Consider the following 24,776-nt stretch of genomic DNA (forward strand, 5'->3'; position numbering starts at 1 on the left):
GACGGGGGGACCCTGTGGGCGTCCCGGCCACCCCCGGGGGGCGGGGGGGGGGGGGGGCCGGGGGGGGCGGGGGGGTCCTACCCCGCCCCCGCCACGGCGGCATCCCGGCCTATGCCGCCGAGCGGCTGCTGCCGGCCCGGCGGCCCGGCCTCACTTCAGGTGCCGGCCGAAGAACCGGTCCCCCTCCTCCACCTCGAACCACGGGGTGCCGACGTGCCCGCCCATGTTGGCGTGCATCGTCTTCTCCTTGGTGCCGAAGGCGTCGAAGAGGTCCAGGGCCCGCTGCCGGGGGTTCCCCTCGTCGTCCCACTGCAGCAGGAACAGCAGCGGAACGGTGACCTGCCGGGCCTCCTCGCGCTGCGCGCGGGGCACGTAGCCCCCGGCGAAGAGGCCGGCGGCCGCGATGCGCGGCTCGGTCACCGCGAGGTGGATGCCGACGGCGGTCCACCCCGAGTACCCCACCGGGCCGCCGATCTCCGGCAGTTCGAGGAGGGCGTCCAGGGTGGTCCGCCATTCCGGGACCGCGTTCTCGACCAGCGGGCCGATGAGGGACTCGAAGATCTCGTCCACCGGCTCGCCGGCCTGCATCGCCCGGCGGAGCTCGGCCCGGACCTGGTCGTCGGCGGCCGAACGCCGGCCACCGCACCCGGCGGCGTCGATGGTGGCCACCGCGTAGCCGTACGACGCGGTCTGCCTGGCCCGGGCCACCAGCCGGGGTTCCCCCTTGGACAGGCCGTTGTTGTGGGCCATCAGGATCAGCGGCGCCGGTGCGGATCCGGACGTCCACAGGGTGCCGGGGATCTCGCCGAGGGTGAACTCGCGTTCGAGGAGGCCGTCGTCGAGGCGCTGCTCGGAAGTGAACTGCATGGTCGTGCCTTTCGGGAGAGCTCGCTGAACGGCGCTCCCGGACGACCTACCGCCCGACCGTGACCCCGAAGGAGAGCACCCATGTCGATTCTGTGTTCACGGGTACCACCTCCTCGGTCTCTCGCACGGCCACTCGGAAGGTAGCAGTGGCCCGCCGCGGACCGCCAATCGGTTTTCGCGAAAGGCTCCGGCCGGCGGGGGCAGGGCGGCGGCCGGTCAGGCGGACTCCAGCGGCAGGCCCGCGGCCGCCCAGTCCTCGATGCCCTCCCGGTACTTGCGCACGTCGGTGTAGCCCAGAGCCGTGAGGCGGTCGGCGACCTGGCCGCTGTTGGGGCAGGCGGGGTTGGAGCAGTAGGTGACGATGGCCGCGCCGCGGTCCGGCAGCAGCGCGGCCGCCCCGGCGTCCACGTCGCCCGGGGCCAGAGCCACCGCCCCGGGCAGGTGCTGCGCGGCGTAGTAGGCACCGCCCAGCGCGTCGACGACGGTGACGGTGCCGGCGTCGATGGCCGCCTTGAGGTCGGTTCGGGTGATGAGCATGGTCATGGTGCTCCCCTTCCAAGGGATTCGGACTATAGTCCGGTTATGCCTCCTGAGATTAACGGACCGCGGTCCGGTTCTGCAAGGCGCGCGAAGGCCGACTCCGCGGCGGACGGCGGGGTGATCCCGCTGGAGTCGCTCCGGTCCGCGCCCCCCAAGGAGCGGACGGACGCCGCGCGCAACCGTGCCGCGGTGCTGGACGCGGCGGCCCGGCTCTTCGCCGAACACGGCGTCTCCGCCGTCTCGATGGACCAGATCGCGGCCGAAGCCGGCGTCGGCAAGGGCACGTTGTTCCGGCGCTTCGGCGACAAGTCGGGGCTGGGCGTCGCCCTGCTCGACGCGCGCGAGCGGGTGCTGCAGGAGGCGATCCTGCACGGGCCTGCGCCGCTCGGCCCCGGCGCGCCGCCCGCCGAGCGGCTGACCGCCTTCGTCGACGCCTATCTGGACTACCTGCTGGAGCATCTGGACCTGGTGCGGATGTCGGAGACCGCGACGCCCGGCGCCCGCTACCGGATCGGGGCGTACCGGTTCTGGCACCGCCACACGGCGATCCTGCTCGACGGCCTGCCCGACCCGGACCACGCCGGCCATGCCCTGCTGGCAGCGCTGTCCGCCGAGCACGTGTCGGCGCTGCTGCCGTCGCTGGGCGCGGACCGGATCCGTGCGGGCGTCCACGTCGTCGCCGAACGCCTGCGGCCGTGAAGGGACGTGGGCCCCGACCTCAGCGGGCGCGCCTCACTGCCTGCCCGCGCGGGCCAGGGCCTCCTCCGCCTGGGCGGCCAGGTCCGCGACCAGGTCGGCGGCGGGCCGCAGGCCGGTGATCAGGTCGACGCCCTCGCCGGCCCAGACCGGCAGCTGCGGCACCGCGCCGCGGGCCACGTCCGCCTGGTACGCCCGGCGGGCCTGCTCGTCGGCGGCGAGTTCGCCCTCCCGGTCCCGCCAGCGGTCGAGGTAGGGATGGCCGAGGGTGCGGGCGGTGTAGGCGCTCGGCCAGGCGGAACCGCGCGCGATGTCCAGGACGCGGTTGCGTTCGGTCTCCTCCCCGCCGCCCGCCACGATGGCCGCGGCCGCCGCGGGATCGACCAGCGCCTCGGGAGTGGCCTGGAAGCGGGTGCCGACGAGCGCGCCCGCGGCTCCGAGCGCCAGCGCGGCCGCCACACCGCGCCCGTCGGCGATCCCGCCCGCCGCGAGCACCGGCACAGGTCCCGCGAGGTCCGCGACCGCGGGCACGAACGGCAGCGTGGACCTGCCCTGCCGGGCCCCGTGCCCGCCGCTCTCGGTGCCCTGCGCCACGACGACGTCGGCGCCCACGTCCAGCGCCCGCCGCGCCTCGTCGAGATCGGTGACCTGGACGATCAGCGGCACACCGGCCGCACGGACCCGGTCCGCGAACGGCCCCGGATCGCCGAAGGAGAGCATCACGGCCGACGGCCCGTACTCCAGCACCTGCTCGACGGCACCGATGCCGGCCGCCCACGTCAGGAACCCCACGCCCCAGGGCTTCCCGCATCCCGCCGCGGCCGGTACCTCGCGGACCAGCCAGTCAGGGTCGCCCGCACCGGCGCCCAGCAGCCCCAGCCCGCCCCCTTGGGACACGGCGGCGGCCAGCGCTCCGCCGGCCGAACCGCCCATCGGGGCCAGCGCGATGGGGTGCCGCACGCCCAGCAGCCTGGTGAACGCCGTCGTCAGAGCCATGCCTTCATCATGCCCGCCGGCTCCGCGGACGGCCGCCCGCCCGTCCCGACGCGCACGGGTACGGCACCGCCCCGTTCACCACGCCTTGTCGACGCGTGCGGACTCGGCTGCCGTGCCACCAGGGCCGGCTGGCAGGACCGGTCGGTGCAGCAGGTCCCGGCTCGGTCGCCGGAGCCCTACAACGACCACCAGCAGTACACCCGGAGCCCGCCGGACCGGGCTCGGCGGGCCAGTGCCGCCAGCGCATCGAGGACGTCGACCGCCGTCGCCTCGTCCACCTGGAACTGGCGCAGTTCCGCCGTGAGCGACCAGGGTCGGGCGGCGCGGGCGAGGTCGCCCGGGCCGGCCACGGCCAGCGCGGCGGTCAGGGCGTCGGACAGCCGGAACACCAGGGGTCCCTCGCCGTCCGGGGTGGAGACCAGTTGCGCCTCGGGCGGACTGCCGCCGGTCTCCCCGTCGCCGTGTCCGGTCATGAGGGTCTCCAGCCGTCCGATGACGACGACCGGATCGATGTTCTTCAGCGATATCGCGTCCAGGCCCGCCGGTATGGGGCCGCCGAGAGTGTCCATGACGGCGACGGCAGCCTCGTCGTCGGCGGCGGAGAAGTAGTCGCACAGTGTCATAGCGCCTGATTGTGGCAGCGGCCACCGACAGTCCTCGGGTGCGCGCGGGCCCCGGCATCCACGCCCTTCCCCGACTCCCCGAGCACACCCCTGAGATGACGGTCGCTCAGCTCGTGGCCGTGTCGTCGGACGGCTCCACGGAGTCCAGCAGGCGGCGTCCCAGGGCGGCCACCGCCTCCTTGAGCTCCCGCGACGCGACGACCCGGAACGGCGCTCTGAGCGCGGCGAGTTGCAGGGCGTACCAGGCCGGCGTCTCGGTGGTCGCGAGCAGGCGGGTGCGGTCCGGGGCGAGTGCCTCGCAGCGCCCGAGGCTGCGCGGGATCCACCCGGCGACGGCGTCGGCGGGGGCGTCGACCACCACCTCCACCCGGTGGCGCCAGCCCTGGGAGAGGTGTTCGTCGACGGCCGTCGCGGGATCGAGGTCCTCGGGCGGGGTGAAGGTGCCGGCCAGGGGCTCGGCCCGTGCGACGCGGTCCACCCGCAGCAGGCGCCGGGCGTTCTTCGTGTGGGACCAGCACAGCAGGTACCAGCGGCTGTCGCGGACCACGACCGCCCACGGGTCCACCTCCATCACCCCCTCCTCGCCGGGCCGCCGCCGGTAGGCCAGCCGAAGCCGCTGCCGCGACGCGCAGGCCTGGACGAGGACGGCCGCGGTCTCGGGGTCGGGGCGGGCCGGGACGCCGGGGCCGCCCGCGCTGACCCCGCGGAACGCCTCGGCGGGCGCGGCGACCGGCTCGGGCAGCACCCGCAGGATCTTGCCGAGCGCGCCGCCCACCGGGTCGGCCGGGTCCGCCGCCTCCCGCCGGCCCTCCATCACGGCCATCACCAGGGCGAGCGCCTCCGCGGTGGTGAACATCAGCGGCGGGATCCGGTAGCCGCGACCCAGGCGGTAACCGCCGTGGGGGCCGCGGGACGCGGCGATGGGCACGCCCGCCTGCCGGAGCGTCCCGACGTGGCGGCGGACGGCCCGCTCGGTCACGCCGAGCCGGTCGGCCAGCCGCTGCGCGGTGATCCCCGGACTGCCCTGGACCATTTCCAGCACCAGCAGCGCCCGCGCCGCCGGGCTCTCGTCACGGCTCATCCCCGCATCCTCGGTCCTCCCGCGGACGTTCCGGAAGGGAAACGTCCGGAATGCTGCCCGGTGTACGGGCGCGGGACGGCCGCGGACGCGGCGCCCCGGCGCAGTACCTCGGCGCGATCCATGCCGGGCAGCCTGCCGCCGGGGCGCCACCGGCACCAGCGGTTTTCCACGGTGGCGGGTCCGCCGGCCGGTGCCGGAGGCCGCCGCGGATCCGGGGACGCCGTGCCGCCCAGTTCGCCGGCCCGCGGGTGTCCGTACAGGATGAAGAGCGCGGTCGCCGCGATCGCGCGCGGGGAAGGAAGGACGGCCAGGTGCGAGAAGACCAGCCGGGGGTCGAGAACGGCGCGGGCGCGGGGCGCGGCGGTGCGGCCGGTGCGGCGACCGCGGATCTGCTGGCCAGGGCGCGGGCGGGCGACGGGGAGGCGTTCCAGGCGCTGACCGAGCCGCACCGCAGGGAACTGCAGGTGCACTGCTACCGGATGCTCGGCTCGGTCCAGGACGCCGAGGACACCCTGCAGGACACGCTGCTGGCCGCGTGGCAGAGCCTGGACGGGTACGAGGGGCGGGCCTCGATCCGCACCTGGCTGTACCGGATCGCCACCAACCGGTGCCTGAACGCCCGGCGTTCGGCCGGCCGCCGGGCGGCGAGGGAGTGGAACGTACCCGGCGTGGAGCCGCCGGAGCCGACCCGGCTCGGCGAGGTGGTGTGGCTCGAACCGTGTCCCGAGGCCCTGGTCGAGGGCGCGCTGGCCGCGCCGCTGGGACCCGAGGCCCGCTACGAGCAGTCCGAGTCGATCTCGCTGGCGTTCGTCACCGCCCTGCAGGCGCTGCCGCCGCGGCAGACCGCGGTCCTGATCCTGCGCGACGTCCTCGGCTTCCACGCGCGCGAGGTCGCCGAGATGCTCGACTCGACCGTCGAGTCGGTGACCAGCGCCCTCAAGCGGGCGCGGGCCGGCCTGGAGCGCCGGCGGCCGGAGCTCCCCCCGGGGGAGGCACCGCCGGCCCCCGGCTCACCGGACGAGGACGCCCTGGTCGCCCGGTTCGTCGCGGCGTACGAGGCGGCCGACGTCGACGCGCTGGTGGCGCTGCTGACCGACGACGTCTTCATGTCGATGCCGCCGATGCCACTGGAGTACGAGGGGCGGGACGTGGTGGCGGAGTTCTGCCGCGGCATCTTCGGGGCGGGGCGCAGGTTCGACCTGGTGCCGACGCGGGCCAACGGCCAGCCCGCGTTCGGCTCCTATCTGCACACGCCCGGCGGTGTCCGGCACGGCACCGGGCTGCTCGTGGTCACGGCGGCCGGCGGCCGGATCAGCGCGCTGAGCCACTTCGAGAGCAGCACGCTGCCCTGGTTCGGCCTGCCCCGCTCGCTGCCGGCCCGCTGACACCCCCGCCTCGCCCTGGTCGCGGTGTCCTCACTCCTCGGTGAGCCGCAACGGCAGTTGCCGCAGCCCGCGCACGAAGGTGCCCGTCTCCGCCGGGGCGTTGCCGTCGGCGAAGGCCATGTGCGGGAAGGCGTCGAGGAGTTGGCTGGTGCCGACGAGCACCTCCGCGCGGGCGAGCAGCGCGCCCACGCAGAAGTGGCGGCCGAGCGCGAACGCCAGGTGGTCGGCCGCCGCGGTGAACGCCGTGGTCGGGGTGAGGTCGCCGCGGAAGATGTCGTAGCGGTCGGGGTCGGCGTACCGGGCGGGATCGCGGTGCGCGGCGCCGATCAGGCAGGTCACCGTCGATCCGGCCGGGACGGTACCGCCGCTGAGGGCCACGTCCTCGGCCGGCTGCCGCATGATCATCTGGAGCGGCGGGGTGAAGCGCAGGGACTCGGCGAACGCGCCCGCGATCAGCTCGCGGTCCTCGCGCACCGCGGCCATCTGCTCCGGGTGGTTCAGCAGGTTGCGGAACATGCCGGTGATGGCCTTGTCGGTGGTCTCGCCGCCGGCGGCGAGCAGCAGGCTGACGAAGGACGTGATGTCCTGGTCGGTCATCCGGGTGCCGTCCACCTCGGCCGTGCACAGCGAGGACAGCAGGTCGTCGCCGGGCGCCGCGCGGCGCCGGTCGATCACCGGCAACAGGTATTCCCGCAGTTCGCGGCCGGCCCGCAGCCCGGCCTCGGCGGTCGCCGGGTCCTGGCCGAGGTTGGCGAAGTAGTCGACGACCGCGCTGTACCAGGCGTGGAAGCGGTCGTGGTCGGCACGGTCGAGGCCGAGCATGTCGACGATGACGTTGACCGGGAAGTGGGTGGCGAACTGGCTGACGAGATCGGCCTCCTTGGCGTCGCGGAACCCGTCGATGAGCTCGGCCGCGTTGCGTTCGATGACCGGCAGGAAGCGCTCGCGCAGTTCGCGGCCACGGAACGCGGGCGCGACCAGCGCCCGGCGGACGGCGTGCTCGTGGCCGCTCATCTGGACGATGGTGCGGCCGCCGTGGACGGGTTCGAGCTGCCAGTCGTAGTTGTCGGTGGTGAACACCGGCTCGCGGAAGGCGCGGGCGACGTCCTCGTAGCGGGAGACCAGCCAGCTCCCGGTGCCCTCGTGGAAGTGGACCGGGTAGTGCTCGCGCAGGACGGCGTAACCGGGATAGGGGTCGGCGGCGAACTCGGGCGAGAGGATGTCGGGCGGCGGCGGTGTGCTGGTCACGATCGTCCTCGCTTCGCTGACAACGGCTGTGGGTCCCACGGATGCTGACGATCTGTCAGCCGGGGTGCGGATGTCACGGCGAAGACCGGCCGTTCTGCCGCCGGCAGCGCGTCCCGGAGGACCGGTCGTCCTCCGGGACGCACGTTGCCCGGACGCCTGTCACGTCACGGCAGGGCCCAGTGCTGGGCGCCGGTGTTGTTGCAGTCCCAGAGCTGCAGCTGGGTGCCCCACGTGGTGGAACTCTGCGGGTCGTCCAGGCACTTGCCGGAGTTGGGGTTCAGCAGGGAGCCGTTCGCCTGCGGCTGCCAGACCTGGGCGACGGTGCCGTTGCAGTCGTACAGGTCGACGGTCGTGCCGTCCGCGGTGCCGGCGGAGTTGACGTCGAGGCACTTCCCGAACACCTGAAGCGTGCTGCCCGAGACGGTCCACTGCTGCGCGGCGGTGCCGTTGCAGCCCCAGATCTGGACCGGGTTGAAGTTGTCCGTGCTGGAGGACTTGTCGTCCACGCACAGCGAGGAGTCCACGCCCGAGGTGATCGGGCCGGTCCGCTGGCTGCTGCTGCTGCCGTTGAACGCGCCCAGGCCGTTGGGCGTGCCGAGCCCCGTCGGGCCGTCGTAGCCGGCGGTCCCGGTGCACAGGTACGACGGGCTGCACGAGCCGTCGGAGCCGGACGTCACGTCGTTCAGCGATGAGGAGTGCCCGTACAGGACCGAGGCGGCGGCAGCGGACGGGGCCCCGGCCAGCGCGAAGACCGAGGCGATGATCGGCGAGGAGACGCTGGTGCCGCCGACCACGAACCAGCCGCCCTGGCCGTAGGTGTCGTAGACCGCCACGCCCGTCGCCGGGTCCGCGACCGCCGAGACGTCGGAGACCGTCCGGTTCCCGCAGCCGCTGTCGTGCTGCCACGACGGCTTGGCCTCCCAGGACGAGCAGCCGGCGCCCGCGCCCGACCACACCGTCTCCGACCAGCCGCGCGCGCTGCCGGAGTCCTGCCGCAGCGAGGTGCCCCCGGCGGCCACCACGTACTGCGAGGTGGCCGGGAAGCTCACGCCGTAGCCGCTGTCGCCGGAACTGGCCACGTCCACCACGCCCGCGTGGTTGAAGTCCGCGTCCGCCCCGGAGTCGAACGAACCGTCGCCGGTGCCCCAGCTGTTGGAGATGAAGTGCGCGCCGAGCGAGACGGCGGTGTTCTGCGCCGCGTTCAGGTCGCCCGCCTCGACCACCAGGATGTGGCAGTTGGGGCAGATCGCCGAGACCATGTCGATGTCCAGCGACGCCTCGGTGCCCCAACCGGTGTCACCCGGCGGGTAGTTGCCCTGCTGGCCGCTCTGGTTGACCTTCCGGAAGCAGCCGTTGGCCGTCGTGCAGGCCGGCAGCCCGTACTGGGAGCGGTAGGTGGCCAGGTCCGACTCGAGGTTCGGGTCGTCGGCCAGCTCGGCCACCGCGACCGTCGCTCCGCCGCCGTTCGAGGCCGCGGCCGACGCCAGGTTGTAGGCACGCTGCAGGTCCGACGGGCCGTAGCCGGACGGGGTGGCGTTCGGGGCGAGGGCGTCCGCGTGCACCGAGCCGACGTCGGTGCGGACCAGGGCGTAGCAGACCGGCGAGCCCGGGTGCAGGGGCTTGGCGCACGCGTGCGCGGTCGCCACGTGGCCGGACGAGCCGCCCACCGGCGTCAGGGACGACGCCTGCGCGGCAGCCGGGGACACGGCGGCCAGGCCCGCCGCGGCCGCTAACGTCAGGGTCCATTGGAGGATTCGTTTCACCAGGTCACCTGCTCATGTGGGGTGAGGAGCGCCGGTGGCACGGGCGGAGGCCCGCCACCGCCGCCGGCGCACGGAAGCGCGCTTCCCCGGAGGACGGCGTGGGCGACGACCGTTGACAACGTTGCCAGTCAGCTCCGGGACGGCATGCGGCATCGATCGTCCGTCAGGGGGCGGGCCGGCGCGCAGGGTGGGGTGAGGTCTGTGGGGGGAGCGCTCAGCGAAGGTATTCCTGGGATCATGAGCACGTCAATGGTCTGGACCGGCCCTTCCACCCTGCGGTCAGCGACGTCCGGGCCTCGGAATCCAGCGTGCCCCCGGGCCTGCTCTGCCGTGTGCTGGTCTCGTCGTGGCTGGTCGCGCAGTTCCCCGCGCCCCTGGCGGTGCACCTTCGGGGGGTGGGGTCGGGGCCGCCACGGGAGTATCTCCTCGGAACTGTGCGTGCGGCTTTGTCCGTCAAGGTGCCCGGGCGTTTGCACAGTTCCTGCGGGGACACTCCCGCACCGTCCCCTCCCGGGCCGGCCCCCGTCTGCGGGAGGCAAATGGCCGAGGCGGCCACACCCTTGGACAACTGCGGGCCCCAGCCACAACGGAGCCGCGCCCGGCAACACAGGCATCGGGCGTACCCCGGATGCCCGCCCCGGAGGGGCACTGCTCCAGGAGCGCGGGGAACTCCGCGAGCAACCACGACGGCGCAGCTGACGGCAAGACGCCCGCACGGGCAGCCCAGTTGCCGCCAGCGGCAACGCCGATTTCCTTGCACCCTAGGAACCGGCCTACCCTTTCTCCCTGGTCGTTCGCGCCTTTGCGGCTTCCGGGCTGCCCCCTGAGCGCCGTTGCCGTCGAACGGTCTCGTTGCGGCTGGGCGCGGAGTTCCCCGCACTCCTGGGAGCATCGCCCCTCCGGGGCGGGCATCCGGGCAGCCCCCGGGCCGCCGTTGCCGGGTGCCCCGTGCGTGGGTGGCTGAGCGCGCAGTTCCCCGCCCCCCTAGGGTGCGCCGTTGTGGGCAGGGGAGCACCAGCCCTATTCCTCCCGCAGACGGGGGACGACCCGGGAGGGGACGGTGCGGGAGTGTCCCCGCAGGAACTGTGCATCCCCCCCGGCCCACTTCACGGAAAAGGGTGCACGCACAGTTCCGAGGAGACACTCCCGTGGCGGCCCCGACCCCACCCACCGAAGGTGCACCGCAAGGGGCGCGAGGAACTGCGCGCTCAAGCGGGACGAAGCCTGCACACGGCATGGCGGCCCGGGGGCACCCCGGTTGCCGAGGGGACGCGACGAGACCAGCAGACGGCCACGCGCAGCGAGAAGCGGCCCGGGGGAACTGGAGACGGGGAGGACCGCTGCGGAGCAGACCCCGTATTCTCGGGGAGCCAAGATCACGAAGGGTGCGTTGATGGAGTTCCGGCTGCTCGGCTCTGTGGGGGTCACGACGGAGAAGGGTGACATCCCGCTCGGCCCGGCCAAACGCTCCACACTGCTGGCGATGCTGCTGCTGCACCCCAACACCCCCGTCCACGTGGAGCAGCTCACCGCGGCCCTGTGGGAGGACGAACCACCCACCCACTCGCGGACCGTGCTCCAGGGGCACGTGTCCCGGCTGCGCGCGCTCCTCGGCGAGCACGGCGCCGCGGCGTACGGCGTCGAACTGGCCACCCAGGGCTCGGCATACCTGCTGCACATGCCCGAATCCCTGGTGGACGCGTACCGGTTCGAGGAGCTGGCGGCGCTCGCGCGGGTGCAGCGGCAGCCCGCCGACGCGGTCCGGATGCTCCGCGAGGCGCTCGCGGTCTGGCAGGGGCCGGCGCTCACCGGGACCGTGCGCAGCCGGCCGCTGGAGGCCGCGGCCCGCGGCCTCGAGGAGCTGCGGCTGTCCTCGGTGCAGGCGCTGGCCGCCGCATACGGGCAGCTCGGCGAGCACGCCCGGGCCGCCGCCGTACTCCGCACCGAAGCGGTCGCCCACCCGCTGGACGAGTCGCTGGCCGCCGCGCTGATGCTGGCGCTGGAGCGGGCCGGCCGCCAGTCCGACGCCATGGACTGGTACCACCGCACCCGGCGGCTGCTCGCCGAGGAACTCGGCGTGGATCCGGGCGAGGTGCTCAGCAGTGCCTACGCGGCGATCCTGCGGGCGGTCGAGCCGTCCCCCGGCCCCCGCGCCGCGGCCCCGGCCGCCGAGGTCCGGGTGCCCGAACTGCTGCCCCGCCCGCCGCGCGGCTTCACCGGGCGCGACGCGGAACTCGCGGCCCTCTCCCGCGCGGCGGCCGGCGGCGACGCGCCGGTCTGCCTGGTCACCGGACCCGCGGGCGTCGGCAAGACCGCCTTCGCGCTGCACTGGGCGCACCGGCACGGCGCCGGCTTCCCCGACGGGCGCCTCTTCGCCGACCTGCGCGGCTTCAGCGACGCCCCCGCCCCCGAAACCGCCGCCGTCCTGCGGGAGTTCCTGCTCGCCCTGGGCACCCCCGAGCAGGCCGTTCCGGAGACGGCTGAGGCGATGGGCGCGCTGTTCCGCTCGCTGACCGCCGGCCTGCGGCTCCTGGTGCTGCTGGACAACGCCCGCTCGTCCGGGCAGGTGCGCCCACTGCTGCCCGGCGGCGACCACTGCACCACCGTCGTCACCAGCCGCGACCGGCTCGGCGGCCTGGTCGCCTCGGACGCGGCCCGCCCGGTGCCGCTCGGCCACCTTCCGGCCGGCGACGCGGCGGCGCTGCTCACCGCCGTACTCGGATCCGAGCGGGTCGCCGCCGAGCCGTCGGCGGCCCGGCAACTCGCCCGGCTGTGCGACGGGTTGCCGCTGGCCCTGCGGGTCACCGCGGCCCGGCTGGCCGACCGGCCGCAGCGCACCCTGGATGCGATGGCCGGTGAACTCGCCGACGAGCAGGGCCGGTTGGCGCTGCTGAACGTGGAGGACACCGGGGTCTCCGCCGCGCTGCGGCTGACCGTGCAGCACCTGCCGGAGTCCGCCGCGCGGATGTTCCGCGCGCTGGGCCTGCACGTCCACCCGGACGTCGACCGGTTCACGGCCGGCGCGCTGGCCGGCACCTCGCCCGCGCAGGCCGGCGCCGACCTCGAACGGCTGACCGCGGCCCATCTGCTGACCGAGTCCGGTCCCGGCCGCTGGACGCTGCACGACCTGGTCCGCCTGTACGCCCGCCATCTGGCCCCGCAGGCCGATCCGGCGGGACTCCCCCGGCTGCTCGACCACTACCTCTACGCCGGGCTGGCCGCGGACGCCGCCGCGGAACCGGGTTCCCAGCCCTGCTACGCGCTGCCCGCCGGCGCCCACCGCCCCGCCGCAGTCCCGGAGTTCGAGGACCGCGCGGCGGCACTGGCCTGGTACGAGGCGGAACGCCCGGCGCTGGAGGGGGCGGTGGCGGCGGCCGTGGCGCTCGGCCGCCACGACCGCGCATGGCGGCTGGCCCTGCTGCAGTGGCCGCTCGTGCTGTGGCACGTCAGGGACGGCTGGGGGCCGCTGCTGGAGCAGGCGCTGGCCTCGGCGGTGCACGAGGGCGACCTCGACGCGCAGTCCCGGGTGCGGGCCCTGCTCGGCTGGGTGCTGCACGAGGAGGGCCGAAACGACGAGGCGCTGCTGCATCTCGAGGAGGCGCCCGGACTCGCGGCCCGCGCCGGCGAGGCGGTGAGCGAGGCGATCGCCACCGCCAACCTCGCCGTGGTCCTCGACGCCACGGGGGCGCACCGCCGCGCGGGGGCGCTGCTGGCCGAGGCCGTGGCGCTCGCCGCGCGGACCGGGCATCCCCCGACCGAGGTGCTGGCGCTGCAGCACCTGGCCCGCTACTGCCTGCGGACCGGGGCGTACGACAGCGCCCTGGCGCACAGCGTGCGCGCCGCCGGACTGGTCCCGTCCGGCGCGGCGATCGGCCGCGTCGAGCTGCAGATCCTGCGCGGCCGGGCGCTGGCGGGTCTGGGCCGTGCGGTGGAGGCGGCGGACGTGCTGTCCGAGGCGGTGCGGGCGGCCGGGGCTGCCGGCTTCACCGAGGGCGCGCGACGCGCCGGCGGGGAGCTGGCGCGGCTGACAGCGGATCGTTAGCGGAGCACAAGCCGCACGGCAGCAGGCGCGCCGAGTCTGGGTTCCGGCACCGGGGGAACGGTGCCCGACCACCATCAACGCGAGCATGCCGAACGGGGAGATCCACCGTGCGTACCGACTTCCGCAAGACCGCAGGGACCACCGGAGCGAACGCGGCCACCGCCGCCGACCCGAACGGTGGCACGGCCACGGCCACCCGCGGCGCTGCCGCGCGCGGCGCCGTGCTGGCCGCCGCGGCGGCCGCCCTCGCGCTCTCGCTGAGCGCCTGCGGCGGCCATGACGGCTCGGCGGAGTCCTCGTCGAGCGGCGCGCCCACGGCGGGTTCCGCGTCCACCGCCCCCTCGTCGACGGCCGCGGATAAGGCCGCGGACGCGAACGGCACCGACGGCGGGACGACCGCGGCGCCGGCGGCCTCCACCAAGGCGGGTTCCGCCCCCGCCTCCGGCACCGGGGCGCACAAGACCGCGACGGGCGGCGGCAGCACGCCGGCCTGCACGTTCCAGGACGTGAGGGTCACCATGGAGAAGGCGGACGAGACCCCGACCGAGCACATCGTGCTGACCGCCCGCAACACCTCGCGCCACTCCTGCCGCCTGCTCCAGTACCCGCTGATCGCCTTCGGCGACCTGCACACCGCGCCGGACGTCCCGGCCGTCGCCAAGAGCCGGCCCGCGGCGCCCGTGGTGCTGAAGCCGGGCGACCCCGCGTACGCGAACGTGCGGATCGCGCTCGGCGGCGTCCACGAGAACGCGCGCGTCGTCCGCTCGTTCAGCGTCAACCTGTTCGCCCCTGAGGGCCCCGCCGAGGGCAGTGACGACGTGACCGCCCCCGCGGGTGGCATCGCGGTCGACGACGCGGTGGCCAAGACCGGGTACTGGACCTACGAACTCCGCAACGGTGCCGACGAGTTCTGACCGCGCAAGGCCGGACCGGCCCGGGGACGGCGGCCGCCCCGCCCCCCCCCCCCCGCGCCCACCCCCGCCCCCCCGGGGCGGCGCGCCCGCCCCGCCGGGGGGCCGCCCCCCCCCCCCCGCCCCGCCCCCGGCCCGGGCCCGGCCGGGCCCGGCGTGTCAGGCGCGGTAGTCGCCGAGGAGGGTCATCTCCTCCATGACCGGCGGCTCGACGAGCGACTCCTTCAGCAGTTCCTGCAGTGCCTTGAACTCCGGCAGCCCCGTCAGCGGGTGCTCGAGGCCCTCGTCGAGCGCCAGCAGGACCACGAAGGAGTCGCCGTCGGAGTGGCGGAAGGAGCTGTAGCGGATGCCCTTCGGGGCGGCCTCCTCCACGGCCGCGAACAGCTTCCTGACCCCCGCCTCGACGGCGTCCCCCTGCTCGGGGCGGACGTGGGAACGGAACAAGATCGTGCTCATCGGAAGACCTCTCGATCGTGCGTGGCGGGCTCCGTGCGGAGTCCGGCTCGTCCGGCGCGGACGCGCGAGGTCCGGCCGGTCACTGCTCTGACGGACCGGGGCGGGCAGGTGTGACGGGCGGGGCGCCCCGGTGTCCGCTGCCGTCAGGAGTTGTGGCCGCCGCCGCCCGCCCGCGGGCGCCCGGCAAGGGCCCCAACTGCGCCTGAGGCACAGCGGTTTGCGGCGCCGAACAGCTGGTTCAGCGGGCTGACCCGCTGGTGCCGGCGGCCGTCTTGACGCCGCCCGACGTCAGGTCTTGAATCCACCGTGGGCCGAGCCCAGTCTCCACCGCGCGTCCGGCTCCGCAGACGCGACCGCGAGCCGGAAACCCCCCACCCCGGCAGATGCTTGGAGGCATCGTGCTCCCGATTCGCGTGCCCTTACGACGCCGCACCGCCGTCCTGGCCGCCCTGGTCCTGGTCGCGGGCGGCTCCGGGCTCCTCGCCGCCGCCGGCTCCCCCGCCGCCGCCGCGGCCACCTCCGCCTCGGCCGTCCCGGCGGCCTGCCCCTGGGTGCACTCCACCGCGCCCATCCCCCAGCGGGTCGGCCAGGTGCTGGCCCGGATGACCACCGCCCAGAAGGTCCAGCTGGCCACCGGCGCCGGCGGGTCCAGCTACGTGGGCTTCACCCCGTCGATCGGTTCGCTGTGCATCCCGGCGATGAACCTGGAGGACGGCCCGGCCGGCGTCGCCGACGGGATGAGCGGCGTGACGCAGCTGCCCGCCCCGGTCGCGCTCGCCGCCACCTGGGACACCGCGGCCGAGCAGCAGTTCGGCGCGCTCATCGGTGCCGAGGAGGGCGCGAAGGGCACCACCGTCGACCTGGGCCCGACCATCAACATCGACCGCGACCCGCGCTGGGGCCGCGCCTTCGAGTCGATCGGCGAGGACCCTTACCTCAACGGGCAGTTGGGCGCGGCGAACATCCGCGGCGTGCAGTCGACCGGGGTGATGGCCCAGGTCAAGCACCTGGCGGTCTACAACCAGGAGACCAACCGCAACACCCCGTCCGACAACGCGGTGGTGAGCGCCAAGGCGCTGCAGGAGATCTACCTGCCGGCGTTCCAGGACGCGGTGCAGCAGGGCGCCGCGTCCTCGGTGATGTGCGCCTACAGCACCGTCAACGGCACCTACGCCTGCCAGAACCCGGCGCTCATGACCACCGCGCTGCGGCAGCAGTTCGGCTTCCAGGGCTTCGTCACCTCCGACTGGGGCGGCACCCACGCCACGGCGGCGTCCGCCGACTCCGGCCTCGACCAGGACATGCCGGGCAACGACGGGTACTACGGCGCCGCGCTCACCAGCGCTGTCGGCTCCGGCCAGGTCAGCCAGGCCACGCTCGACGCGATGACCTCGCGCGTGCTCACCGAGATGTTCGCCTTCGGCGCGTTCGACCGGGCACCGACCGGCTCGCCCGCGCAGACCGCCACCTCCGCGGCGAACCAGGCCGCGGCCACCCGGCTCGCGGCCGAGGGCACGGTGCTGCTGAAGAACGGCGGCGGCGTGCTGCCGTTCACCTCCGCCGCCACGTCCATCGCCGTCATCGGCGCCGACGCGTCCACCAGCGTGCAGAGCGCCGGCGGCGGCAGCGCCGCGGTCGTCTCCAGCGGCACGGTCACGCCGCTGCAGGGCATCACGGCGCGGGCCGGCAGCGGCGTGACCGTGACCTACGACAGCGGCTCCAGCACCAGTTCCGCGGCGAGCGCCGCGGCCGCCGCGAAGGTGGCGGTGGTGTTCGTCAGCGACTTCGAGTCCGAGGGCGGCGACCTGGGCGGCATCGACCTGTCCAGCGCGCAGAACAACCTCGTCTCGGCGGTGGCGGCGGCCAACCCGAACACCGTGGTGGTGCTCAACACCGGCTCCGCGGTGACCATGCCGTGGCTCGGCTCGGTCAAGGGCGTGCTGGAGGCCTGGTATCCGGGGCAGGGCGACGGCACCGCCATCGCCTCGCTGCTGTTCGGCGACACGAACCCCTCCGGGCACCTGCCGGTCACCTTCCCCACCTCGCTGTCGCAGGTGCCGGCGCACACCACGCAGCAGTGGCCGGGGTCCGGCGGCACCGTCCAGTACAGCGAGGGCGTCGACGTCGGGTACCGCTCCTACGACGCCGGCCACCTCACCCCGCAGTTCCCGTTCGGCCACGGCCTGTCGTACACCACGTTCGCCTTCAGCGACCTGCACGTGACGGCGCTGCCGGCCGGCGGTGCGGCGACGGTGACCGCGACGGTCACCAACACCGGCTCGCGGGCCGGCGCCGACGTCGCCCAGCTGTACGTGACCCAGCCCGCCGCGTCCGGTGAACCGCCGCGCCAGCTCCAGGGGTTCACGCGGGTGAACCTGCAGCCGGGTGCGAGCACCACCGTCAGCTTCCCGCTCACGCAGCGCAGCCTGTCGTACTACGACGGCTCGGCGAACGCCTGGGAGACCAGCACCGGGACGTATACCGTCGCGGTCGGCGACTCCGACGCGAACCTGCCGCTGACCGGCACGCTGGACGTCACCGGGGCCCGGCTCGGGCACCCGCTGACGGTGACCGATCCCGGCGCGCAGGAGGGGCTGGCGGGCACCCCGGTCTCCGTGCAGGTCGCCGCCCACGACACGAGCGCCGGGCAGACCCCGTCGTTCACCGCGACCGGGCTGCCGGCCGGCACGTCGATCTCGGCCGGCGGCCTGATCGGCGGCACCCCGGCGCAGCCCGGCACCTACACCGTGGACGTGACCGCGCGGGACGCGGCCGGGGCGCAGGACACCGCCACGTTCCTGTGGACCGTGGTGCCCTCCGACGCCACCCCAGCCACCCCGCTGGTCGGCTACCAGGGGCTGTGCCTGGACCTGGCGTCCGACAGCAACACCGACGGTTCGAAGGTGCAGGTGTACACCTGCAACGGCACCAACGGCCAGGAGTGGGCGGAGATGCCGGACGGCACGGTCCGGGCGGCCGGCAAGTGCCTCGACGTGCAGTCCGCGGGCACCGCGAACGGCACCCCGGTGCAGCTCTACACCTGCAACGGCACCGGGGCACAGGTCTGGCAGCGTCAGGCGGACGGCTCGCTGCGCAACCCCCACTCGGGCCGCTGCCTGGACGACACGGGCCTGTCCACCACCCCGGGCACCCAGGTGCAGATCTGGGACTGCACGGGTGGCGCCAACCAGGTCTGGAAACCGCCCTTCTGACGGTTCGTCACATCGACAGGCGCCGGCCCCCGTCCGGGGTCGGCGCCGGCCCGGCCGGGACCGCGAGGGCACAATCCCGCGGGCCGGCTTGACCTTGACGCAGGTGTCAACGATTAGCGTGTCCACCCGAAGGACCTGGAGGGTGGATGCGCATCGGCGAGTTCGCGGAGCGCGCCGGGGTCAGCCCGCGCGCGCTCCGCTACTACGAGAAGCAGGGGCTGCTCGCGGCCCGGCGTGAGGCCAACGGCTACCGCGAGTACCAGGAGTCGGACCTGCGCCTGGTCGTGGAGATCCGCACCCTGCTCGCGGCGGGCTTCACGCTGGCGGACACCCGCCCGTTCGTCGACTGCCTGCGCGCGGGGCACGACAGCGGCGCCGCCTGCCCGGAGTCGGTGACCGTCGCCCGGCGCAGGCTGGCGGCGATCGACGCGGAGATCCGCACCCTGCTGGAGCGGCGCGCGGAGATCAGCGGGCAGCTGGCGCGGACCTGCGGCGGCTGCACGCCCCACGCCGCGGACCGCCCCGAACCCGGCCCGGCGCCCCGCCCGTTGCCCCGTGCCGTCCTCCTCCCCGCGCCGATCCCGGCCGCACCAGGGCGGGCCGAGGGCGGGGCACGACGGTGACGCCCATGAGGTTCGCGGTGAGTTACAGCACTCCCGCCTACGGCACCGACCCGGACCGGCTGCTCGGCTACGCCCGGCACGCCGAGGAGTGCGGCTTCGAGGGGCTGTACCTGCCCGAGCACGTCGCCCTGTATCCCGGCGCGCGCATCGGGTCGTTCGACCTCCCGCCGTCGCTGCCGTACGCCGACCCGCTCGCGTGCCTGGCGTTCGTCGCCGCGGGCACGAGCCGGATCCTGCTCGGCACCGCGGTCCTCCTGCTGCCGTACCACCATCCGGTCACCCTCGCCAAGCACCTGGCCACCCTCGACGTGCTGTCCCGCGGGCGGATGCGGCTGCTGACGATCGGGCTGGGCGCGCTGCCGGGCGAGGCCGGTGCGGTCGGCGTCGACTTCGCCGGCCGCGGGCGCCGCGCCGACGAGGCGATCCAGGTGCTGCGGCTGCTGTGGGCCGGTGACGAGGAAGGCGTCGGCTTCGACGGGGAGTTCTTCTCCTTCGCCGGCGTGTGCAGCTTCCCCAAGCCGCTCGCGGCCGGCGGCCTGCCAGTCCACGTGGGCGGTTCGAGCCGCGCGGCCGCCCGCCGGGCCGGCCGGTACGGCGACGGCTACTTCCCCGGCGGCGCGCTGACCCCCGGGGAGCGCGCGGCGCAGTGGGAGGCCGTGCGGTCCGCGGCCCAGGCGGCCGGCCGGGATGCGGACGCGCTGGAGTACACGCGCTGGGGCTCGACCGCCATGACGCACGAGCGGGTCGCGGACTTCGCCGCGCAGGGCGTCACGCGCATCGTGGTGGCGCCCGGAGGCGCGGAGCCGGCGGAGCAGCACGACGAACTGGCCGCGTTCGCCGAGCGGTTCGCGATCCGCGACGGCATCGGCACGGTCGGCTAGCCGGACGTGCCGGCGGTGGTCGCCGCCACTGCCGGGGTATCGCCGGCGGGGCCGGCGATACCGGCGAAGAGGTTGGCGACGAGCTTGTCGGCGAACGCGGCGGTCAGCGGCTCCGCGGGCATGAGCAGCCGGTGGTAGCAGGCCCCCCACAACTGGTCGACGAGCGTCTCCAGGTCCACGCCGTCGCGGATCTGGCCGGCCTGCCGCGCGACGGTCAGGCGTTCGACGGCCAGCCGCCTGCGCGGCCGCACGTACTGCTCCTCCAGCGCCGAGGCGAGCTCCCGGTCGCTCTGCGCCGCGCCGATGATCTCCGCTACCGCACCGCCGTGGCGTTCCATCAGGGCGACGAACGCGTGGAGTTGGGCGGTCAGATCGGCCCTGACGTCCCCGGTGGCGGGGAAGGCGAGGGCGTCCTCCACCTCGTCGAAGTAGGCCTCGAAAGCGAGACTGCCGGGCGAGGCCCACCACTTGTAGAGGGTCATCTTGCTGACCCCCGCGCGCGCCGCGACCTTGTCGAACGTCACCGCCCTGACGCCCTCGCCGAAGAGCAGCTCGGCCGCGGCCGCCAGGGTGGCACGGCGCACGTCCTCGGCACGGCGGCGGCCGCGGCCCGGCTTGAGCGGGGGCGCTTTCTGCGCGTCGGACGCCTTCGCGTCGTCGGTCGGCTTCATGCTGCGGCTCCGTATGCGGACGGGGCGTCCACTGTAGTGCGGCGCTCCGGGGTCCTTCCCCGACTCGATGTGGACAGATCGTCCACATGAGAGTTAGTGTACTACTCGTCCACATGATGGGCCGGTGGTCACGGCCCGCGGATGGACGGCCGGTTCACGTGCCGCCCCAGGGGCGGGACGTTCCCCATCGCCGAAGGAGCTTGCCTTGAGCACCACGCAGAGCACCGAGGAAACCCCCGCGCGGGTCGCCGTCGTCACGGGCGGCTCCGGCGGGATCGGCACGGCCGTGGCGCGGCGGCTGGCCGGGCACGGGACGGCGGTCGCCGTCCACTACGCGGGCCGCGCCGAGCAGGCCGAGAAGGTCGCGGCCGAGATCACCGCGGGTGGCGGCACGGCCGTGGCCCTGCCCGGCGACGTCGCCGACCCCGAGCAGATGGAGGCCCTGTTCGACACCGTCGAGCGGCGCTTCGGCGGCGTGGACGTGGTGGTCAACACCGCGGGCATCATGCTGCTGTCGCCGCTGGCCGAGATGAGCCTGGACGACTTCGACCGGATGCACCGGGTGAACGTCCGCGGCACGTTCGTGGTCTCCCAGCTCGCCGCCCGGCGGCTGCGGCCCGGCGGGGCGCTGGTCAACTTCTCGACCTCCCTCACCCGGCTGCAGACCCCGTCCTACGCCGCCTACGCCGCCACCAAGGGGGCCGTCGAGGCGATGACGCTCATCCTGGCCAGGGAACTGCGCGGCCGGGACGTGACGGTCAACGCCGTCGCCCCCGGTCCGACGGCGACCCCGCTGTTCCTGGACGGCAAGAGCGAGGAGCTGATCGGCCGGCTCGCCGCGGCCGCCCCGCTGGAGCGGCTCGGCACGCCCGAGGACATCGCCGAGGCCGTCGCCTTCCTGGCAGGACCCGGCGGCCGCTGGATCAACGGCCAGGTCCTCTACGCCAACGGCGGCATCGCCTGAGCGGGGACCGAGCGGGTAGCGAGCCGGGGACGGGGCCGGGTCCGCGCAGGGTTCTCCCGCGCGCCGCGGCCGCTGACCCGCCGGAGCCGGGACCCCGCCCGAGCCCGGGTGCCGCCCCAGCCGGGCTACCCCTCAGTGGCTGGCGGCGTTCACGGCGATGATGACCAGCCCGATCAGCACGTCGACGCCGCCGACCCGGGTCGCCCGGCCCCAGCCCTGCCCGGCCACGCGGGCCGCCGACAGGCCCCAGCAGAACAGCGCCACCGTGTTGATCACCAGCACCACGGAGATCGCGGTGTTCTCCCCCCACCAGCCGGCGTGCGCGCCGACCAGCGCGAAGAGGGTGGGCACGGCGGCCGCGACGAGCGGCCACTCGGTCACCATCGAGCGCAGCGTCAGCCCGGTGACCGTGCGTTCGCCGGCGTTCCAGTGCGAGATGGCGTAGGCGTAGCCGTGCGCCGCCGCGGCCGTCAGGCAGGCCACCAGGATCCACAGCGCGTCGTAGCCCGGATCGGGCTGGCCGTGGTCGTTCTCGAGGGCGGACGCCAGCGAGCTGGCGAGCACGGTCCCGTACACGCCGCCGAACAGCAGGCGCTGGAAGCGCAGGGTGCGCTCGCGGGCGCTCGACGCGGCGGCGGGGCTGGCGGGGGTGTCCGGCACGGTGCGCCTGCTTTCTCGTCTGCGCGGGTCCGCGCGCTCGTCCGCGCGCCGGTCTGCGCGGACCCGGGAGCGGGCGCCCGGCCGGCCGGCGGTCCCCCGCGGACCTCTGTCCCCGGGGAGGCGCGGCGGCGCGGCGCGTCCTGCTCGTGATCAAGAGTGCCCTGCGCGCGGGCCGGCGGCGCGCAGCGGCGGCCCGGCGCGGCCGGGGTGTCCCGCGCCCGCCGTACACCGGTTTGCCCGGGCGGCCGCGGGGCAGGCGTCAGACGCACACGGCGGGGCCGTCGCCCTGCGCGGGCGCACGGATGACGAGGTCCGCCCGGGCGCGCCGACCTCCTGGAGGAGAGCCTCGTGGGCTGGTTCTCGGACTCCGGCTACTGGCTGGGGCGGCTGCTGTTCCAGCGGGGGCTGGCCGCGCTCTACGTGATCGCCTTCCTGGCTGCCGCCGCGCAGTTCCGGCCGCTGCTGGGCGAGCACGGGCTGCTGCCGGTGCCGCGGCTGCTGGCCCGTACGCGGTTCCGCGACGCGCCCAGCGTGTTCCACGCGCACTACTCCGACCGGTTCTTCGCCGCGGTCGCCTGGACGGGGGCGCTGGTGTCGGCGGCCCTGCTGGCGGGCGTGGGCGACCGGGTGCCGCTGGGCGCGGCGATGGCGCTGTGGGCCGTTGTGTGGGCGCTCTACCTGTCGATCGTGAACGTGGGGCAGACCTGGTACGCCTTCGGGTGGGAGACGCTGCTGCTGGAGGCCGGCTTCCTCGCGGTGTTCCTGGGCAACTCGGCCGTGGCACCGCCGGTCCTGGTGCTGTGGCTGCTGCGCTGGCTGCTGTTCCGGCTGGAGTTCGGCGCGGGGATGATCAAGCTGCGCGGCGACCGCTGCTGGCGGGAGCTGACGTGCCTGTACTACCACCACGAGACGCAGCCGATGCCGGGCCCGCTGAGCTGGTTCTTCCACCACCTGCCGCGGCCGGTGCACCGGGCCGAGGCAGCCGCCAACTTCGTCGCCCAACTGGCCGCGCCGGTCGTGCTCTTCACCCCGCAGCCGGCCTCGGGCGTGGCGGCTGCCTTCATGGTCGTCACCCAGCTGTGGCTGGTCGTCTCGGGCAACTTCGCCTGGCTCAACTGGCTGACGATCGTGCTGGCGCTGCCGGTCGCGGCCGGTCCGCCCGCCACCCGGCTGCTGGGCGTGACCGCGCCGCACCAGGCCGCCGCGCCGGCCTGGTTCGAGGCCCTGGTGCTGGCCGTCACCGTGCTGGTCGCGGTGCTCAGCTACCAGCCGGCGCGCAACCTGCTCTCCCGGCGGCAGTTGATGAACGCCTCCTTCGAGCCGCTGCATCTGGTGAACACCTACGGCGCGTTCGGCACCGTCGGCCGGATCCGCCACGAGGTCGTCGTCGAGGGCACCGCCGACCCGGAGATCACCGCGAACACCCGGTGGACGGAGTACGCCTTCAAGGGCAAGCCCGGTGACGTGCGGCGGATGCCGCGGCAGTTCGCGCCCTACCACCTGCGGCTGGACTGGCTGATGTGGTTCGCCGCGCTGTCCCCCTCCTACGCGTCGTCCTGGCTGCCGGGGCTGCTCGGCCGGCTCCTCGACGACGACCCGGCGGTGCTGCGGCTGCTGCGCGGCAACCCGTTCCCCGACGCGCCGCCCACCGCGGTCCGCGCCCTGCTGTACCGGTACCGGTTCACCGACTGGCGGGAGCTGCGGTCGACCGGCGCGTGGTGGCACCGCACGCTCGTCGGCACGTACGTCGGGCCGGTCGTCAAACCCGGCTGATCGCCGGGCCGTTCGGCGGATACGCTTCCGCGCATGGCGGCTGACGAGCGCATCGAGCAGGCACAACTCCTTTATGAGCAGGGCGCGTTCGGGGGTGACAGCGGCGCGCTGGACATCGCCGAGCGGAATCTGGACGCGGTCGAGGCGGATCTGTGCCTGGTCCGCGGCCGGGTGATCCACGCGCGCTTCCTCGAGTCCCGCGCCAAGGGCGAGCCGGTCGAGGATCCGCGGGAGCTGGAGTTCTTCGAACGGGCGGCGCGGCTGTTCCGCGAGCTGGGGGACGTCCGCGGCGAGGGCGAGGCGGCCTTCTGGGTGGGCACGTTCCACCAGGTGGTGCGGGACGACGCGGCGGCCGCGCTGCCGCTGCTGCGGGTCTCCCTCGATCTGGCGACCCGCAGCGGCGACGCGCTGACGATGTCCTACGCGCTGCGCCATCTCGGCTTCGCCGCGCACATGGAGGGGCGGCCGGACGAGGCCCGCGAGCTGTTCGAGGAGTCGACGCGGCTGCGCCGGGAGCTGGGCTTCCTGCCCGGCGTGGCGGCGAACCTGATCGGCCTGGCCTACCTGGCCGGCCAGCAGGGGGAGCCGGAGGAGGCGGCGCGGCTCCTGGACGAAGCCGAGGAGCTGGCCGCCGGCACCGGCTCCCACGCCGTACTGGGCTGGGTGGCCGAGGCCCGGGAGGAGCTGGGCCAGGACTGACCGCGGACCCGGGTCCCCGCCCGGGCCGCGCCCGCCCCCCGCGGGCCGCGGCCCTCCGGCCGGCCCCCCTCGGGCCTGTCAGCCGAACTGGCCGGGCTGGTAGCCGCCCGCCAGCTGCCGGGAGATGACGTTCATCCGGTTGTAGGTGTTGATCAGGGCGATCAGCGACACGAGGGCGGTGAGCTGCTCCTCGTCGAAGTGCTTCTGGGCGTCGGCCCACACCTCGTCGCTGACGCCGCCGGAGGCGTCGGCGAGCCGGGTGCCCTGCTCGGCCAGCTCCAGGGCGGCGCGCTCGGCGTCGGTGAAGACCGTGGCCTCGCGCCAGGCCGCGACCAGGTGCAGGCGCACGTCGGTCTCCCCCGCGGCCACCGCGTCCTTGGTGTGCATGTCCAGGCAGAGGCCGCAGCCGTTGATCTGGCTGGCGCGGATCTTCACCAGTTCCTGCGTGGCCGCGGGCAGCGAGGAGTCGGAGATGACCTTCCCGGCGGAGTTGATGTACTTGGCGAACGTGGCCCCGGCCGGACTTCCGTAGTAGTTGAAACGGGCTCCCATGGTGCTCTCCCTTTGCGCGTGGACGCTTTCACTGCACTGACGGATCGGCCCGGCACGACGTGACGGGGGCCCGGTGTGACCTGGGTCTCCTTCCCCGGCACCAGGTTCCCCCGCAGCCCCGGCGGCGGCATCC

General features: G+C 74.7%; 21 protein-coding genes. 10 read left to right on the top strand and 11 right to left on the bottom strand.

The genetic code is table 11. The features are described from left to right. Positions 1–150 precede the first annotated feature (150 nt). Both ACH4TG_RS23725 and ACH4TG_RS23730 read right to left on the bottom strand, forming a co-directional pair. The gene (locus ACH4TG_RS23725; protein WP_398244457.1) at positions 151–867 is read right to left on the bottom strand and encodes a dienelactone hydrolase family protein; all 717 of its coding nucleotides are present in this window, start codon (positions 865–867) and stop codon (positions 151–153) included. A 216-nt stretch (positions 868–1,083) separates the two neighbouring features. Further along, on the bottom strand, positions 1,084–1,410 hold the full coding sequence (locus ACH4TG_RS23730; protein ID WP_398244458.1) for a rhodanese-like domain-containing protein: 327 nt from the start codon (positions 1,408–1,410) through the stop codon (positions 1,084–1,086). A gap of 39 nt (positions 1,411–1,449) precedes the next feature. Here ACH4TG_RS23730 and ACH4TG_RS23735 point away from each other — a divergent pair, with 39 nt between their 5' ends. Then, entirely contained in the window at positions 1,450–2,106 is a 657-nt protein-coding gene (locus ACH4TG_RS23735; protein ID WP_398244459.1) for a TetR/AcrR family transcriptional regulator, read from the top strand. Between the two features lie 33 nt (positions 2,107–2,139). On the opposite strand, the gene ACH4TG_RS23740 is transcribed toward ACH4TG_RS23735, so the two are convergent. From ACH4TG_RS23740 to ACH4TG_RS23750, 3 genes are all read right to left on the bottom strand, one after another. Further along, positions 2,140–3,099, bottom strand: a complete 960-nt coding sequence (locus ACH4TG_RS23740) for a nitronate monooxygenase (RefSeq protein ID WP_398244460.1) — start codon at positions 3,097–3,099, stop codon at positions 2,140–2,142. 176 nt (positions 3,100–3,275) lie between these two features. After that, a complete protein-coding gene (locus ACH4TG_RS23745; RefSeq protein WP_398244461.1) occupies positions 3,276–3,722 on the bottom strand; it encodes a hypothetical protein in 447 nt (148 codons plus the stop codon). Positions 3,723–3,828: 106 nt separating this feature from the next. After that, positions 3,829–4,803 (bottom strand): helix-turn-helix transcriptional regulator, encoded by a 975-nt coding sequence (locus tag ACH4TG_RS23750; RefSeq protein ID WP_398244462.1) that lies wholly within the window; start codon positions 4,801–4,803, stop codon positions 3,829–3,831. Positions 4,804–5,114: 311 nt separating this feature from the next. On the opposite strand from ACH4TG_RS23750, the gene ACH4TG_RS23755 reads away from it, so the two are divergent. Beyond that, positions 5,115–6,188 (top strand): sigma-70 family RNA polymerase sigma factor, encoded by a 1,074-nt coding sequence (locus tag ACH4TG_RS23755; protein ID WP_398244463.1) that lies wholly within the window; start codon positions 5,115–5,117, stop codon positions 6,186–6,188. 30 nt (positions 6,189–6,218) lie between these two features. On the opposite strand, the gene ACH4TG_RS23760 is transcribed toward ACH4TG_RS23755, so the two are convergent. Further along, positions 6,219–7,436: a cytochrome P450 gene (locus ACH4TG_RS23760; RefSeq protein ID WP_398244464.1), complete on the bottom strand. Its 1,218-nt coding sequence runs from the start codon at positions 7,434–7,436 to the stop codon at positions 6,219–6,221. Between the two features lie 164 nt (positions 7,437–7,600). Next, the gene (locus ACH4TG_RS23765; RefSeq protein ID WP_398244465.1) at positions 7,601–9,199 is read right to left on the bottom strand and encodes a ricin-type beta-trefoil lectin domain protein; all 1,599 of its coding nucleotides are present in this window, start codon (positions 9,197–9,199) and stop codon (positions 7,601–7,603) included. Positions 9,200–10,592: 1,393 nt separating this feature from the next. Between ACH4TG_RS23765 and ACH4TG_RS23770 the strand changes: the two genes are divergently transcribed. Continuing rightward, positions 10,593–13,241, top strand: coding sequence for a BTAD domain-containing putative transcriptional regulator (locus ACH4TG_RS23770; protein ID WP_398244466.1), 2,649 nt, complete (start codon positions 10,593–10,595; stop codon positions 13,239–13,241). Positions 13,242–13,348: 107 nt separating this feature from the next. After that, positions 13,349–14,155 (top strand): DUF4232 domain-containing protein, encoded by an 807-nt coding sequence (locus tag ACH4TG_RS23775; protein WP_398244467.1) that lies wholly within the window; start codon positions 13,349–13,351, stop codon positions 14,153–14,155. A gap of 156 nt (positions 14,156–14,311) precedes the next feature. On the opposite strand, the gene ACH4TG_RS23780 is transcribed toward ACH4TG_RS23775, so the two are convergent. Then, positions 14,312–14,608 carry a hypothetical protein gene (locus tag ACH4TG_RS23780; RefSeq protein WP_398244468.1) on the bottom strand — a complete coding sequence of 99 codons (297 nt, stop codon included), beginning with the start codon at positions 14,606–14,608 and terminating at the stop codon, positions 14,312–14,314. Between the two features lie 413 nt (positions 14,609–15,021). Between ACH4TG_RS23780 and ACH4TG_RS23785 the strand changes: the two genes are divergently transcribed. The 3 genes from ACH4TG_RS23785 (at position 15,022) to ACH4TG_RS23795 (ending at position 19,324) form a co-directional block, all read left to right on the top strand. Continuing rightward, positions 15,022–17,820, top strand: coding sequence for a glycoside hydrolase family 3 C-terminal domain-containing protein (locus tag ACH4TG_RS23785; protein ID WP_398244469.1), 2,799 nt, complete (start codon positions 15,022–15,024; stop codon positions 17,818–17,820). Between the two features lie 146 nt (positions 17,821–17,966). Next, a complete protein-coding gene (locus ACH4TG_RS23790) occupies positions 17,967–18,443 on the top strand; it encodes a MerR family transcriptional regulator (RefSeq protein ID WP_398244470.1) in 477 nt (158 codons plus the stop codon). Positions 18,444–18,448: 5 nt separating this feature from the next. Then, the gene (locus ACH4TG_RS23795) at positions 18,449–19,324 is read left to right on the top strand and encodes a TIGR03619 family F420-dependent LLM class oxidoreductase (protein WP_398244471.1); all 876 of its coding nucleotides are present in this window, start codon (positions 18,449–18,451) and stop codon (positions 19,322–19,324) included. On the opposite strand, the gene ACH4TG_RS23800 is transcribed toward ACH4TG_RS23795, so the two are convergent. Further along, positions 19,321–19,995 carry a TetR-like C-terminal domain-containing protein gene (locus ACH4TG_RS23800; protein ID WP_398244472.1) on the bottom strand — a complete coding sequence of 225 codons (675 nt, stop codon included), beginning with the start codon at positions 19,993–19,995 and terminating at the stop codon, positions 19,321–19,323. The two genes, ACH4TG_RS23795 and ACH4TG_RS23800, sit on opposite strands and share 4 nt — an antisense overlap. 205 nt (positions 19,996–20,200) lie before the next feature. On the opposite strand from ACH4TG_RS23800, the gene ACH4TG_RS23805 reads away from it, so the two are divergent. Further along, positions 20,201–20,959: an SDR family oxidoreductase gene (locus ACH4TG_RS23805; protein ID WP_398244473.1), complete on the top strand. Its 759-nt coding sequence runs from the start codon at positions 20,201–20,203 to the stop codon at positions 20,957–20,959. A gap of 132 nt (positions 20,960–21,091) precedes the next feature. On the opposite strand, the gene ACH4TG_RS23810 is transcribed toward ACH4TG_RS23805, so the two are convergent. Further along, positions 21,092–21,619 carry a hypothetical protein gene (locus ACH4TG_RS23810; RefSeq protein ID WP_398244474.1) on the bottom strand — a complete coding sequence of 176 codons (528 nt, stop codon included), beginning with the start codon at positions 21,617–21,619 and terminating at the stop codon, positions 21,092–21,094. 348 nt (positions 21,620–21,967) lie between these two features. Between ACH4TG_RS23810 and ACH4TG_RS23815 the strand changes: the two genes are divergently transcribed. Beyond that, positions 21,968–23,392: a lipase maturation factor family protein gene (locus ACH4TG_RS23815; RefSeq protein WP_398244475.1), complete on the top strand. Its 1,425-nt coding sequence runs from the start codon at positions 21,968–21,970 to the stop codon at positions 23,390–23,392. A gap of 33 nt (positions 23,393–23,425) precedes the next feature. Beyond that, positions 23,426–24,091, top strand: coding sequence for a tetratricopeptide repeat protein (locus ACH4TG_RS23820; RefSeq protein WP_398244476.1), 666 nt, complete (start codon positions 23,426–23,428; stop codon positions 24,089–24,091). Between the two features lie 78 nt (positions 24,092–24,169). On the opposite strand, the gene ACH4TG_RS23825 is transcribed toward ACH4TG_RS23820, so the two are convergent. Next, positions 24,170–24,643, bottom strand: a complete 474-nt coding sequence (locus ACH4TG_RS23825; protein WP_398244477.1) for a carboxymuconolactone decarboxylase family protein — start codon at positions 24,641–24,643, stop codon at positions 24,170–24,172. Positions 24,644–24,776: the final 133 nt, after the last annotated feature.

It is taken from the genome of Streptomyces sp. NPDC020917 (genome assembly GCF_044333795.1).
Lineage (GTDB): Bacteria > Actinomycetota > Actinomycetes > Streptomycetales > Streptomycetaceae > Actinacidiphila.

What these genes read in the sequence shown, in the direction of transcription:
- ACH4TG_RS23770 (WP_398244466.1), top strand. Translation starts at nt 10,593, where the DNA reads ATGGAGTTCCGGCTGCTCGGCTCTGTGGGGGTCACGACGGAGAAGGGT.
- ACH4TG_RS23825 (WP_398244477.1), bottom strand. Translation starts at nt 24,643, where the DNA reads ATGGGAGCCCGTTTCAACTACTACGGAAGTCCGGCCGGGGCCACGTTC.
- ACH4TG_RS23820 (WP_398244476.1), top strand. Translation starts at nt 23,426, where the DNA reads ATGGCGGCTGACGAGCGCATCGAGCAGGCACAACTCCTTTATGAGCAG.
- ACH4TG_RS23790 (WP_398244470.1), top strand. Translation starts at nt 17,967, where the DNA reads ATGCGCATCGGCGAGTTCGCGGAGCGCGCCGGGGTCAGCCCGCGCGCG.
- ACH4TG_RS23750 (WP_398244462.1), bottom strand. Translation starts at nt 4,803, where the DNA reads ATGAGCCGTGACGAGAGCCCGGCGGCGCGGGCGCTGCTGGTGCTGGAA.
- ACH4TG_RS23780 (WP_398244468.1), bottom strand. Translation starts at nt 14,608, where the DNA reads ATGAGCACGATCTTGTTCCGTTCCCACGTCCGCCCCGAGCAGGGGGAC.
- ACH4TG_RS23800 (WP_398244472.1), bottom strand. Translation starts at nt 19,995, where the DNA reads ATGAAGCCGACCGACGACGCGAAGGCGTCCGACGCGCAGAAAGCGCCC.
- ACH4TG_RS23725 (WP_398244457.1), bottom strand. Translation starts at nt 867, where the DNA reads ATGCAGTTCACTTCCGAGCAGCGCCTCGACGACGGCCTCCTCGAACGC.
- ACH4TG_RS23745 (WP_398244461.1), bottom strand. Translation starts at nt 3,722, where the DNA reads ATGACACTGTGCGACTACTTCTCCGCCGCCGACGACGAGGCTGCCGTC.
- ACH4TG_RS23730 (WP_398244458.1), bottom strand. Translation starts at nt 1,410, where the DNA reads ATGACCATGCTCATCACCCGAACCGACCTCAAGGCGGCCATCGACGCC.
- ACH4TG_RS23735 (WP_398244459.1), top strand. Translation starts at nt 1,450, where the DNA reads ATGCCTCCTGAGATTAACGGACCGCGGTCCGGTTCTGCAAGGCGCGCG.
- ACH4TG_RS23740 (WP_398244460.1), bottom strand. Translation starts at nt 3,099, where the DNA reads ATGGCTCTGACGACGGCGTTCACCAGGCTGCTGGGCGTGCGGCACCCC.
- ACH4TG_RS23795 (WP_398244471.1), top strand. Translation starts at nt 18,449, where the DNA reads ATGAGGTTCGCGGTGAGTTACAGCACTCCCGCCTACGGCACCGACCCG.